Genomic DNA, 13514 nt, shown 5'->3' on the forward strand with positions numbered 1-13514 from the left:
GAGAATTTGCAATGAAACAACTTCTTATTCTGAGCGGAAAAGGCGGAACCGGAAAGACAACTGTAGCAAGTGCATTTATTAAACTTGGCTTTTGCTGACTGTGATGTGGACGCTCCAAATATTCATCTGGTAATGTCCCAGAATACGAAACCTGTAATAAATAATTTCTACGGTTTTCAAAAGGCATATATAGATAGTTCAAAATGTATAAGCTGCGGATTATGTGAAGAAAATTGCCATTTTGGTGCGATAAAAAAATCCATAGTTTCATTATATGAATGTGAATATGAATGTGAAGGCTGTGGGGTCTGTTGTGAGCTTTATTCGGAAAACGCCGTTTCAATGACAGAGTATGCTTTACAAGAAAGCAGTTGGCTCTTATTTGAATTTAAACTAGCCATCTGCTCTTTATTTGAACAACATGTAAATGACATAATATAATAAACGGTAAAAGTGCTTAAAAAAGGAGACTGTTTCATGTTAAAGGCAGAAAAGACAGATGATTTATCATTAGAAGAATTATTTGAACTGAACAAAATATATGCTAAAAATTGGCTTGCACATGATGGACTTTGGTTCCAAGCTATAGAGAACAAGTACGGTATTGATATGGCTATTGATATAGATAGGGAGTCATGGAGAAGGTTCACTGTAATTGAGGCAAGGCGATTGATTGAGTTTTTGGACCTAGGAAAAAATTCAGGTATTGCAGGATTAAAAAAGGCTCTTTCATTTAGACTTTATTCTTCCCTTAATGAGGATGAAATTACTGTTGAAAAAGAAAACGTACTGGTTTACCGGGTAAAAACCTGTAGAGTTCAGCATGCCAGGAGTAAGAAGGGGTTGTCATATTTCCCGTGTAAATCCGTTGGTATTGTTGAATACAGTCTTTTTGCCGAAACGATCGATGAGCGCTTTGAAACAGAAGTGGTAAGCTGTCATCCTGACATTACGGATACAGAATGTAATTGTATATGGAAATTTACTTTGAAAAATAAGTAAAAATAATTTGATAAATAGAAAAGGCATACTATGAAGAAACCAATAGTTTTTATGTTCTCCGGGCAAGGATCACAATACTATAATATGGGAAAAGAACTATTCCTCAATAATCCCCTATTCAAAGAATGGATGCTTAAACTCGATAAAATTTATTATAACTTGTGCGGCAGCTCCGTGATAGATCAAATTTATTACAGTAATAATATTAAGGAACAATTTTACAATATATTATATACACACCCTGCTATATTTATGGTAGAGTACTCACTTGCTCAAGTCCTTCTGCATAATGGTATCTACCCTGAATACGTTTTGGGGGCCAGCCTTGGTGAGTTCGCAGCTTGTGCTGTTTCAGGTGTTGTGGATTTCCCTGAGGCAATGGAATGCATATACCAACAGGCACAAATAATCAAAGAAAACTGTTGTGAAGGAAGGATGCTGGCAGTATTAAATAACTACCTTTCGTTCTATGATATTTCTGTTTTACATGATAATTCTGAATTAGCTTCCGTAAACTTTCAATCACATTTTGTAGTTTCAGGCGGTATTGAGTCAATATCTAAGATTCAAAAATATTTAAAAGAAAATAAATGCGCACATCAACTATTACCGGTAAAGTATGCTTTTCATTCTTCCTTGATTGAATCGGCAGCATCAGACTATAGACTATTTATAAAAAATAAAATCTTTAAAAACCCACAAGTTAATTATATTTCATGTATCTGCAATAAAAACAATTCGCCATGTGATATGGAATTTTTGTGGGATGTTGTACGTTATCCGATGGATATTAGGAATGCTGTTTTAAATATAATGAATAAGGAAGAATTAATTTACATAGATATTGGTCCAATGGGCACATTGGGAAATTTTATAAAGTACAATATAGGTACTAAATACAAGTCACAAATTTTCAAAATTATTACGCCGTATAGTGATGACAACAAACAATTGGAGGATAAAACATTAAAAGTTTTAAAGGACAGGGATGTTTAAAATAATTATCATATATATACCCAAGGGCAGTGATACCATCAATGCCCTTAGCTTAGTGTTATTTGGTGTTTTCCATTTTACCAATATACCCCAATATTGTTTCCTTATCCGTTTTTCCTGAAATATAGGTGAATAAAGAACCATCCTTATTAATAAAAAAGGTAGTGGGAAATCCAGAAACCCCATAGGTCTGGGAAACAGCACCGTCTGTATCCATCAGAACTTTAAGGCCAATATTATTTGAAGTGAGATATTCCTTAACAGTAGCTGCGGATTCTTGAACATCTACTGCCAGAATTACAGCATTATTGTCTTTAGCTAATTGTTTATCAAGTTCATTAAAATCAGGCATTTCAATCAAGCAATATTTACACCAGACTGCCCAAAAATTAAGTATGACAATTTTCCCTTTATAATCAGAGAGTTTAACGGTTTTTCCATCAATGTCCTTTAATGTAAAATTCGGAGCCATAATTTTACTGCTCTGGGCGGATTGGCTTTGTGGAGCGGTATCTTGTGGCGGTGTTACAAAATTCTGAGATTTATTCTTTGTGTAAAAGGTGTAAGCTGCTGCTATAATTGCAAATGCTGCTATAGTCCATATAATAGTTGTGACCTTCTTATTCATAACATTTTCCTCCGTTAGTATATTTTTATAGACCAAAGAAATTAAAATATTTAAAGCTGCCGGTAAATACTAAAATTCCTGCAATAATAAGAAGTGCTCCTGAAACAATATTTATAGTTCTGCTATGTTTCTGTATTTGCTTGAAAGCTCCTTTTACCCTCTCAAATATAATTGAAGTAATTATAAACGGAATACCGAGTCCGATGGAGAAACAGAGAAGTAAAAATACTCCTTCAAAAATGGTTTTTGAGTTACTGGCTAGTGCAAGTGCGGAGCCTAAAAAGGAACTCAGGCAGGGGGACCAACCAAAAGCAAAAACCATCCCGAATATTATTGAGGTAATAAATCCAAGACTTTTAAATTTAAAATCAATTCTTTTTTCCATGTTTATAAAACTTAATTTTAGTATACCTATAAAGTTCAGACCAAATACAATCATTACTGCACCGCTTACCTTTTCTAATAAGCCTCTGTGATTGGACAGAAAATGCCCCAAAGAAGTGGCCGTTGCACCGAGTACAGTAAATACCAATGAAAATCCAATAACAAACCCAATAGAATTTATAAGCAATCTGCTTTTGGGTTTAATATTTTGGTCATTTCCACCGGCAAGGTAAATAAAATATATAGGAAGCATGGGTAGTAGGCAGGGTGAAATAAATGTTAGAATTCCTTCTGTAAATGTAAGAAAATAATATATGGGAGACAGCAAAATCACCTTCCTCTATAAAGTTACTTTTTTATTATTAAGTTGTTAATATATACCCAATGCAGGTATATACTAAACAACTTAATTTAAATATCAGTATAATATTATTTACCATTTAACTTTTATAATTTAAAAAGTGTTTATACATACCAAATCCTATATTATTAATTACAAAATATAACATAAACTCAATAATGTGTTAATATTAACCCTTTATAATTAAAACCATTAAAGGACCTTTAAAAACTAAGGAGGCACTAGTTAATATGAAACACAGTATTTTATGTTTTTTCAAATTTGAATAATCTTGAAGTATATATTATTAATCCACCAAGAATTTGTAAAGAAGCAAATGATAATAATGATATGGCTTATACAACACCATATGGTTTAATCAAGGCTTATTTAAAATACCTATTTGGACAGGAAAATAATTGATTAAAATCAATATAAGGGAGGTTATGCTATGAGTGGAATAAAAGGAATACTATACGTTGCAGATTTAAATACACTTTTAATCTTTAACAATTCAATTCGATGTAAAGCCCTGGATATAGTAATGCCAAGGATAACTCATTTAGGTAGTGCTACAGCCACAATTTCTACTTGCATAATGATTACCATAATGGGTAATGGAGTAGTCAGAAAGATGGGGATTCAGGCATTATTTGCCTTAGCGTTGAGTCACTTATTTGTACATATATTAAAGAATAGTGTTTGCCGATTGAGACCCAAGGATGTTTTATTAAATATTAATACTTTTAATGTATCATTGGACTATTATTCATTTCCCTCGGGCCACACAACTGCGGCTTTTGCTATTGCTACAACAATTGCATTAAACCTTCCCATATTGGCAGTAATTTGTTTTCCTATCGCTCTTATAATTGCTATTTCCAGACTCTATTTAGGTGTACATTATCCTTCAGACGTACTTGCAGGGATGGCAATTGCCATATTATCTTCGGTAATTTTACAGATAATAATTAACCACTAATACAATAGAACAATTTGTATAATGAAAGGAGTTTTAAAATGGGAAAAAATAATATGAAACTCGTTACGATGACGTTAGTACTTGCATTAATTACATGTGGATTTGAAAGCTCGGTTACATTTGCTGATTCGCAGAAATTAGATGGTAAATATGTAGCAGGTGATTTTCATACACACACTTATCTGACAGATGGGAACAAGACACAAACTGAAGTAGTAGAAAAAGCATTTGAAAATTATGGACTTGATTGGATGGCCAATTCTGAACATGGTGGAACCTCATCGAGAGATCCGCTGGGTAATTCGTTTACAATTCCTAACAATACAACAGTCACTTCACTATGGAGATGGATTACATTGAAAGATTATTCTTTTCCAATCATTGAGAAATTACAGAAACACTACCCTGATAAAGTATTGATCCAAGGTTTGGAATGGAATGTCCCTACTCATGAACACGCCAGTGTTGCAATATTGGGCAATAGTGTTAACCCTATAAGCGATTTTGAATATATGTTCGACGAAAATGATAAGGACACAAGCAGGGCTGTTGAAAATATTAAAAAGGTAAACAAAACACATGCTGATGCAGTTGCAGGTGCTAAATGGCTTCAAACAAATTATAGAAACTCCAGCTATTTTATACTGAATCACCCTTCCAGAAAATTAAAATATACTATTAAAGATATTCGTGATTTTAACAATACTGCTCCAGATGTATGCTTTGGTATGGAAGGGTTTCCCGGACACCAGAAGGAAGTAGAAAGAGGGGGATACACAAGCACAGATTCTAAGGCTGAAACATATGGAGGAGCTGATTACATGACTGCAAAAGTTGGTGGACTTTGGGATGCTTTGCTTGGGGAAGGACGTAGGTTTTGGATATTTGTAAACTCAGATTTTCATGACAGTTCTGATACTGCTGATTTCTGGCCCGGCGAATATGCAAAAAGCTATACTTATGTAAAAGGAAATACAGCTCAAGGTATTGTTGATGGTATGCGCTCAGGCAATTCCTTTGCTGTTCAAGGCGATCTAATAAATAATCTTAATTTTGAAATCAGTCAAAATGTAAAAGGCAATAAAACCAATGTAGCTGAAATAGGTGGAACCTTAAAAACAATAAGAAATAATAAAGATATTACAATAACAATTAAGTTTAAAAGTCCAAATAAAAACAATAACAATGAAGCTGTGAAGGTTAATCATATCGATCTTATTGCCGGAGATGTTATGGGCAAAGCTTTTCCAGAAACGGCTGAATACACGAAAGATACAAATGAAACCACAAAGGTTATAAAGCGATTTAATAACAGTGACTGGAAAGTGGTCGACGGGTGGAATGCTATAACGTATACTGTAAAAAATGTGAATAAGGATATGTATTTCCGATTAAGAGGAACAAACATGGCAGTAAATACGCTCAATGAAACAGACGCGGATGGAAATCCGCTTGCAGATGAATTAGTAGGTGATAACAATGCTACTAAAGCTTATGCTGACCTTTGGTTCTATTCTAATCCGATTTTTGTAAGCGTGAGTAAATAAAGTTTAATTTATACTGAGGCATGTATTCAAGAAAAAATTTTGATTACGAATTGAAGGAACTTTGTGTTATTAATAACTCAGAGTTCCTTCAATTATAATATAATACTTATATATAAATACTAACTATAATAATAAAATAATTATGGTATAATTTTGATGAAACGTTTTGTCTGAGGTATTAGGGTATCGCAAACATTGTCGGCGGCTGGTGCTACCCCTAGTAATTGGTTCAATACCCAAACAAGGAGTACTCTGAATCCGGGTCGTTTAAATCGCATGATACATAATATGAGTTTTTTAACAGAGCCTTTTAATCTAAAAAGACTTTTCGTCGAAGGATTTGTAAAAGTAAATACTAATTTAGAACTTAACAAATTATTCGAAAAAGGAGACTTTGTATGGCTATAAATGTTAAGCTAGAGCAAGTCAGTAAAAGTTATGGCAAAAAAACAGTGTTGAATGACGTAGACTTGACCATAAAAGAAGGACAGATATATGGTTTAATTGGTCCATCTGGAGCTGGGAAAACCACGTTGGTCAAAACTATTGTGGGGATGGAAAAGGTTGATGTTGGTACCGTTAAAGTATTGGATACCAAAATGCCTAACTTAAAAGTACTACAAAACATAGGCTATATGGCTCAGTCAGATGCTTTATATCCAGAGCTAACAGCACAAGAAAATCTCCAATTCTTTGCATCTATTTTCAAAATTAGCAAAACAGAACGTAAGGAACGAATGCTTTATGTAGCAGATTTAGTTAATCTAAGAGAAGAACTAAATAAAAAGGTGTCTGCTTATTCTGGGGGAATGAAACGGAGGTTATCACTAGCAATAGCCTTTATTCAAAACCCCAAAGTGCTTATATTGGATGAACCTACAGTGGGAATAGACCCTGAATTAAGATTATCAATTTGGAATGAATTAATACGTCTTAAAAAGGAAGAAAAGAAAACTATCGTAGTTACAACTCATGTTATGGATGAAGCAGAAAGATGCGATTGCCTTGCTATGATTAGAGAGGGGAAAATCCTAACAAGCGGTTCTCCTAAAGAATTAAAGGATAATTATAATGTAACTAGTTTAGAAGAGGTGTTCTTAAAGGCAGGAGGTATCATATAGTGAGAATAACTGCGTTAGTTAAAAGAATTTTTCAGCAGATGCTAAGAGATAAAAGGACATTGGGGTTATTGTTTGTTGCTCCACTATTAATACTAACTCTAATGCATTTCTTATTTAACGGGAACACGGTGAATCCTAAGTTAGGGGCAATTAATATTGATAAAAGCCTTATCTCGGACCTGGAAAAGGTAAACATAGATATTAAAAAATATGATGGTATTTCGAAGGATATAATTGATAGAGACAAACTTGACGGGTTATTGGAGATGAAGAATGATAAGCTACAGCTAACTTTGGAAAACAGTCAACCTACAGTATCTAGAGTGATAGAGGCGAAAGTAAATCAAGTAGTAATCTCACAGAACATGCAGAGACATTTTGCTACTCTACAAAGTCAAATGAAGCAATTTGGGAATAGAACTACATTGCCAAATAATGTTCAAAAGGACAATGCTCAAGACAATATTAATGTTATCTATGTTTATGGTAATGAAGATACTAATTTTTTTGATATATTAAATCCAGTTTTAATAGGATTCTTTGTTTTCTTTTTTGTTTTCATTATATCTGGAATCGGTCTACTTAGGGAAAGAACTACAGGAACACTTGAAAGATTGTTAGCTACTCCAATTCAAAGAGCTGAAATAGTATTAGGGTACTTAATAGGATATGGAGCATTTGCTGTAATTCAAACTATTATTGTTGTGCTATTTTCAATTAATGTATTAAGTGTTGTTCTTGTAGGTTCTATCTGGAGCGTAATAACCATTAACTTAATATTAGCATTAGTAGCATTATCACTAGGAACTTTGTTATCAGCGTTCGCTGCCTCAGAATTTCAAATGATGCAGTTTATACCTATTATTATTGTTCCACAGATATTCTTTGCGGGGATTTTTCCTACAGAGAATATGGCTACATGGCTACAATCTGTTGCAAAAATAATGCCTATATATTATGCAGCTGATGCTTTGAAAAGTGTAATGTATAAAGGCTTTGATTTAAGTCAAGTTAGTGGAGATATATGCGCACTATCTATATTTGCAGTGATTTTTATTATACTCAATGTTTTTGCATTAAAAAAATATCGAAAAATATAAGGTTTATTATATTCAAGGCAGATTAATATACTAGGGAATTCCTATACAGTAGGCATTTTACTAGTTTTACTGTCATTTGGGCTTTATCAATAATTAGATTATCATAATGTTGATATAGAAAATTATTTCTAGTTACAAATTATTGTTATAAAGCCAGTATTCATCGGTATTATAGATATTCTATAATGTTATAGAATATTAGATAAAGTTCAATTATGAAAAAATGTATAATTATAAGAAAAAAGTCGCATTGGCGGCTTTTTTTAGTTATGTATAATTTTTTATAGTAGGACGAAAAAATTGGCTATTTTGCGATACACCTAAGGGTGCTGATGCAAGTGCAATTATTTACAGTTTGGTAGAAACAGCTAAAGCAAACAACCTCAATGTTTACTCTTATTTAAATTACCTACTTCTTTATATGCCAGGTATGGAATACAAAAAATATCCTGAGCTTATGGATGGCATGATGCCTTGGTCAGAAAGAGTGCAGAAGGAATGTAAAAAATAACTTAAGCTCGGCCTATTTGTCTTTCTTTATTCAAATTTACTTCACATCGATAGAAAGTTAATCATATCTTTATTGTCTTTAAAACCACTAAAAAGCTCTATTTATTAAGCTCTCAAACCACAACATGTTTGAAAGTTTTATTGTGCACAATTATGAAGATAGTTATAAATTACTCAAAAGGTAACATTATACAAAAATTGGAATAAATTACTTAAATCAACATAACAATCTTGACTCGGGTTAGATTTGTATGTTAGAGTAAATTTTGGGATAAATTTCACGCATTCAATATTGCTTCTGATCTATAGTATTGAAAAAGTGGGAGGATAAGAAATATGAATATTAAAAGTATGATAGGTATTGTTTTAAGCATTGTGATGATGCCTTATCTCGTAGCATGCAGTAATGCTAGGGACAGTGTTAATGAAGTTGCTGAGGTAACCTCATCGTCAACCCTATCATCAACCCCATCAGTAACCCATTCACAGAGAGAAACCCCAATCGTGTATATGACCACTGACATCAGCTCCAAGGGTTTGATAGCGGTTTATAATGCGCTGAACTGGACACCGAAAGGTGATGTTGCAGTGAAGCTCAGCACAGGTGAGCCGCCGGCTAGTCACTATCTGGATCCGAAATTGATTAAAGAACTGGTGCAGTCAGTCAAGGGTACAATTGTTGAATGTAATACAGCGTATGGAGGATCCCGAATCAGTACAGCCATGCATATGCAGGTTGCGAAGGATCATGGCTTTACGGCGATTGCAGAGGTGGATATTCTGGATGCCGACGGTTCAATGAGTCTGCCGGTAGTAGGGGGAGCCCATCTGAAAGAAGATCTTGTAGGATCACACTTTTCCAAATATAATTCTTATCTTGTATTATCTCATTTTAAAGGACATGAAATGGCAGGATTTGGAGGGGCTATTAAGAATATTTCCATAGGTCTTGGTTCGAGCGAAGGAAAATGTCTAATCCATACAGCCGGAAAATATAATTCAACCATATATGGCGAAAATCAGAATGACTTTCTGGAATCCATGGGTGATGCGGGTAAGGCAGTTTCTGACAGCCTGGGAAACGGAAAGAATATTGTTTACATCAATGTGATGAATAATCTTAGCATAGATTGTGACTGTAACGGCAATCCAGCAGAACCGGAGATTGATGATATTGGAATACTTTCATCCACTGACCCGGTAGCGTTGGACCAGGCATGTATCGATCTTGTATATGCTGCAAAAGGTAGTGAATCCCTCAGAGGAAGAATTGAAGATTTGAATGGATTACATACGTTGGAGCACGCAGAGAAAATTGGTCTTGGTTGTCGCACTTATAAATTGGTGAATATTAATGATTGATATACTGCATCGTGAGTTTATATATTTATTTTATTACTTTAGTGTTCAGCTGGAACAGATTTTTACATATTGGCTGTTAGGTATGATCATTGGGTCTGCGGTGTCGGTGTTTGGTAAGGAACGGATACATCGGCTGTTTAGCGGCTTGCAGAATAAGAGGCTTGGGGTATTAGGCATTTTCCTAGCCTGTTGTCTGGGGATAGCCTCTCCGCTTTGCATGTATGGAACGATTCCAATTGCCGCTTCCTTTTCGGAGAAGGGTATGAGAGACGACTGGCTGGCTGCTTTTATGATGTCATCGATTTTATTGAATCCTCAGCTGATTATTTACAGCGTAGCATTGGGAACTACGGCATTGATTGTACGAATTGTCGCCTGCTTACTATGTGGATTTATAGCAGGGTTGCTAATAAACATATTCTACAGGGAAAAATCATTTTTTAATTTCAGCGGTTTTTATGAAATGAAAAGTCATGATACAGATCCCAACATTCTACTACGTTTCCTCAAAAATTTAGGAAGAAATGTGAAAGCAACCGGTCTGTACTTTCTTCTGGGAATTTTATTGTCCGCGCTGTTTCAGAGATATGTACCAGCAAATGCATTTGCTAATCTATTCGGCAGTAACAAGGGATTCGGTGTACTGATGGCAGCCACCATAGGTGTTCCGCTTTACATGTGTGGAGGAGGAACGATACCGCTTTTGCGGCAGTGGCTATTTGACGGTATGAGCATGGGATCTGCAGCCGCTTTCATGATTACAGGGCCAGCCACGAAAATAACCAATTTGGGTGCTGTGAAAATTGTATTGGGTACCCGACGGTTTGTGCTGTATTTATCATATGTTATAATTTTTGCACTTTTAATTGGATTCTTATTAAATGTTTGAATTTAATAGCATCTAGAACAAACGGCGTTTTCAAAAAAACACCCAAAAAGGCTTTGATATATTCCCTCGAACGGATGTTTCCATTATATCGAATTGCTTTGTTTATGAATTCCTCAAAAAATATAAATGGATATTTAACAGAGTTATTTCTATTATTTTATTTTAATCATTTCTTTTAATTTAATAGAACATTGTAAGAAGATTTAAAGTCTGGATCAGATGTTCCTTATTTGGGTATTAAATATGAAAGTATTCCGTTCTACATAAATAATGACTTAGATGGGTTTGGTAGACTTATTCCAAGTATCACATAAATAATTAAAGCATGTATTTAAAATTTTGATAGCAAGGTATAAAGCTAAGATGTTGCATGTTTGCTTTAATTATATTGCAGGTTTAGGTTTAATCGACAGAGCCTGATAATCGTTATTGCTTATTGACCCCAATTACACGAAATTAAAATTTCGTGTAATTGGGGTGAATATAGAATGAACAGACTTCCGAGACGTTTTATACGTTCCACAAATAATGTCCAGTAAACCGAAAGCTGTAAAATAAATAAAGTAACCCTGTAAAAAGAGTTTCTTTCCAATATATTTTATACAATATCACTTTAATTTTTAAACTGAAACTTGTAAAAAGTCTGTAACAGAATATCGGTAACTGATTTTAATTATCTAGTTTAATTTCTTGGCCAAACTTTTCCTTAGCTAATACTTTTAAATAACTTCACATGTTTTGGCCATACCAATTATTTGCCATATATGTTGAGTTAACTGTTTAGTACCATAACTCTCATTCAACCCTTGAAAATATCTTTGGCCAGTATACTTTGGAGGCTTATTTTCTCTTAAATATGTTGCTATATCTTTATCCAAACAATCATATATAAAAGCATTTACATATTTACCCCAATACTTTGGCCACTTTGGCCGCTTTTTTAACTACCTTTCCATTTTGTTAATCTACCAAACTCTTGCCATAATTCATCTGCAGAAGCCGTACCTTTGTGGGCATCTATATGTCCTACAGCCTTTAACAACTCAGAATAAAGTACTTTATCTGTCACCGTGTGACTTGTAGCATTATAAATATATATATATAGGAAGTTCCTCACCAAACTTTTTACGTAGATTGTCCGAAATATACTTGATAGCTCTTGTTTTTCCGATACGAGGTCTACCATAGATAATAGCTCCGTAATTACTACGGGATACCCATTCTTCAACAGATTTCATTAAGTCCAATATTTGTTTTGTAGGTATAGTATAATTAATTGAGAATAAATATCTTTACAATTCAAGAATATCAATTTCATCTGTCATATATTAAGTAACCCTTTCTCATATGCTTCTTCAATAGACATGGAATTTATAGCTTTCATTTGTTCTTTTGTAATTATATTTTTTAATATCGGTTATTGTAGAAGGTTTACGATCACATTCACTTTGCTCTGTTAAGGTTGGAGTACCTTTTTTTTTACGTATAATTTCTGCTCTAGTTCTCGCACGTCTTCTTTCGCTTGCTTTTTCTTTGTATTCTTCTTCAAGTTTATCGAGAAAAGGAGTAAAAGGTGTATCAAAACTTTATTTTGATTCTTTCTTTTCAATGCTGCTTCTCTTGTTTTTATTGAATGTGGTCTTCTTCCCTATTCACCTGAAGTAGTTAATACTCCTAATTCCTCACCAGATATGTTGCAAGGTAAACCAAACATATTTGTGCACTTTCATTAAATTTGACCAGTGGGAATTAAATATCTTAACAATGTTATCTTTGCTAATCCACTCATCCTGTAACAAATCTAGGGCTTGCTTTAAAGCTTGGTCTTTATTTATTGAAATGATTTCTTTATCATAATCATTATCTATGTAAAGTGGACGACACCCATGATACCCTCTAATGTGTGTAAATTCATTTTTGAGATTTATTTTTGCGTACAAGTTTTTATTTATCTAAATTGTCTTCATCGAAAGTGAATACTCTTTTTTTCATAATTTACAATGCTTTTAGCATAATACTTCAATAATTAAAAAAAGGGACTGAAAATTGCTTCAATTTTAGTATATCTTATATGAATACCTCTAGTTGAGTATGGACCATTACTCCAATCTCTACGGATTTGTGCCCATTTTTTTGAGGCATCATACATTGCTAGATATGTTTTGAGAAGGCTATCGTCAGTTAGAGACACAGTTCATCCTTGAATGATAAATAGGTACACAGCTTCTAGTGGCCTTTGCTGACACTCCTTGATCTCTGGAGCTATGCGGTCGGTAATTTTACTAACCATTTCGGCGGACAGGTTAATCCCATAAAACTCACGCACTTGGTCTTCAATATCCCGCGTAGCCAGACCCCTTGCATAAAGGGCAATCACCCGTTCTTCAATACCGGATACATTCCTTTGATACTTGAGGTACGATTTTAGGCTCAAATTCAACTTTTCGGTTCCGTGGCATCTGGATGGCAACCACTCCAAACTCACTTTTCAAAGTCTTGGGACTATAACCATTGCGGCTATTGTCCACGTCCTTTTTACTGGTGTCATCTTTCGCGTAGCCAGCATTTCTTCAAGTTCTGCCTCCAGCAATTCATGGATCATGTCCTTGAAGATCTCCTTAGTGTTGACAGAAAAATCTCCTCCTAAGCATTC

The 13514-nt window shown here is 34.1% G+C and carries 12 protein-coding genes and 3 pseudogenes; 10 read left to right on the forward strand and 5 right to left on the reverse strand.

Annotation, left to right across the window (positions count from 1 at the left end; genetic code table 11):
• Positions 1–11: 11 nt before the first annotated feature.
• From CLO1100_RS09200 to CLO1100_RS09210, 3 genes and pseudogenes are all read left to right on the forward strand, one after another.
• Positions 12–312, forward strand: a pseudogene (locus CLO1100_RS09200) (4Fe-4S binding protein); the annotation flags it as partial.
• Positions 313–477: 165 nt separating this feature from the next.
• Entirely contained in the window at positions 478–1002 is a 525-nt protein-coding gene (locus tag CLO1100_RS09205) for a DUF6125 family protein (protein WP_014313484.1), read from the forward strand.
• 30 nt (positions 1003–1032) lie between these two features.
• Positions 1033–1998 carry an acyltransferase domain-containing protein gene (locus tag CLO1100_RS09210; protein WP_014313485.1) on the forward strand — a complete coding sequence of 322 codons (966 nt, stop codon included), beginning with the start codon at positions 1033–1035 and terminating at the stop codon, positions 1996–1998.
• Between the two features lie 58 nt (positions 1999–2056).
• Here CLO1100_RS09210 and CLO1100_RS09215 read toward each other — a convergent pair whose 3' ends face one another.
• Both CLO1100_RS09215 and CLO1100_RS09220 read right to left on the reverse strand, forming a co-directional pair.
• Positions 2057–2626: a TlpA disulfide reductase family protein gene (locus tag CLO1100_RS09215; RefSeq protein ID WP_014313486.1), complete on the reverse strand. Its 570-nt coding sequence runs from the start codon at positions 2624–2626 to the stop codon at positions 2057–2059.
• 25 nt (positions 2627–2651) lie between these two features.
• Entirely contained in the window at positions 2652–3338 is a 687-nt protein-coding gene (locus CLO1100_RS09220; RefSeq protein ID WP_014313487.1) for a cytochrome c biogenesis CcdA family protein, read from the reverse strand.
• A gap of 463 nt (positions 3339–3801) precedes the next feature.
• Here CLO1100_RS09220 and CLO1100_RS09225 point away from each other — a divergent pair, with 463 nt between their 5' ends.
• The 7 genes and pseudogenes from CLO1100_RS09225 to CLO1100_RS09250 all read left to right on the forward strand — a co-directional run bounded on the left by CLO1100_RS09225 (position 3802) and on the right by CLO1100_RS09250 (position 10861).
• Positions 3802–4332: a phosphatase PAP2 family protein gene (locus CLO1100_RS09225; protein ID WP_014313488.1), complete on the forward strand. Its 531-nt coding sequence runs from the start codon at positions 3802–3804 to the stop codon at positions 4330–4332.
• 38 nt (positions 4333–4370) lie between these two features.
• A complete protein-coding gene (locus CLO1100_RS09230) occupies positions 4371–5879 on the forward strand; it encodes a hypothetical protein (RefSeq protein ID WP_014313489.1) in 1509 nt (502 codons plus the stop codon).
• A 398-nt stretch (positions 5880–6277) separates the two neighbouring features.
• Complete coding sequence (locus CLO1100_RS09235) at positions 6278–7000, forward strand: ABC transporter ATP-binding protein (RefSeq protein ID WP_014313490.1); 723 nt, start codon at positions 6278–6280, stop codon at positions 6998–7000.
• Complete coding sequence (locus CLO1100_RS09240; RefSeq protein WP_014313491.1) at positions 7000–8100, forward strand: ABC transporter permease; 1101 nt, start codon at positions 7000–7002, stop codon at positions 8098–8100. The genes CLO1100_RS09235 and CLO1100_RS09240 overlap by 1 nt, the downstream gene beginning before the upstream one ends.
• A gap of 280 nt (positions 8101–8380) precedes the next feature.
• A pseudogene (locus tag CLO1100_RS21045) lies at positions 8381–8611 on the forward strand (transposase domain-containing protein); the annotation flags it as partial.
• 335 nt (positions 8612–8946) lie between these two features.
• Complete coding sequence (locus CLO1100_RS09245) at positions 8947–9972, forward strand: DUF362 domain-containing protein (protein ID WP_014313492.1); 1026 nt, start codon at positions 8947–8949, stop codon at positions 9970–9972.
• Complete coding sequence (locus tag CLO1100_RS09250) at positions 9965–10861, forward strand: permease (RefSeq protein ID WP_014313493.1); 897 nt, start codon at positions 9965–9967, stop codon at positions 10859–10861. The genes CLO1100_RS09245 and CLO1100_RS09250 overlap by 8 nt, the downstream gene beginning before the upstream one ends.
• 719 nt (positions 10862–11580) lie before the next feature.
• Here the strand turns inward: CLO1100_RS09250 and CLO1100_RS21050 are convergent.
• From CLO1100_RS21050 to CLO1100_RS09260, 3 genes and pseudogenes are all read right to left on the reverse strand, one after another.
• Positions 11581–11739, reverse strand: coding sequence for a hypothetical protein (locus CLO1100_RS21050; RefSeq protein WP_242836716.1), 159 nt, complete (start codon positions 11737–11739; stop codon positions 11581–11583).
• A 62-nt stretch (positions 11740–11801) separates the two neighbouring features.
• Positions 11802–12047 carry a hypothetical protein gene (locus tag CLO1100_RS21055; protein WP_041700199.1) on the reverse strand — a complete coding sequence of 82 codons (246 nt, stop codon included), beginning with the start codon at positions 12045–12047 and terminating at the stop codon, positions 11802–11804.
• A gap of 1020 nt (positions 12048–13067) precedes the next feature.
• Positions 13068–13481: pseudogene (locus CLO1100_RS09260) on the reverse strand (transposase); the annotation flags it as partial.
• Positions 13482–13514: the final 33 nt, after the last annotated feature.

It is taken from the genome of Clostridium sp. BNL1100, assembly GCF_000244875.1.
Lineage (GTDB): Bacteria > Bacillota > Clostridia > Acetivibrionales > DSM-1351 > Ruminiclostridium.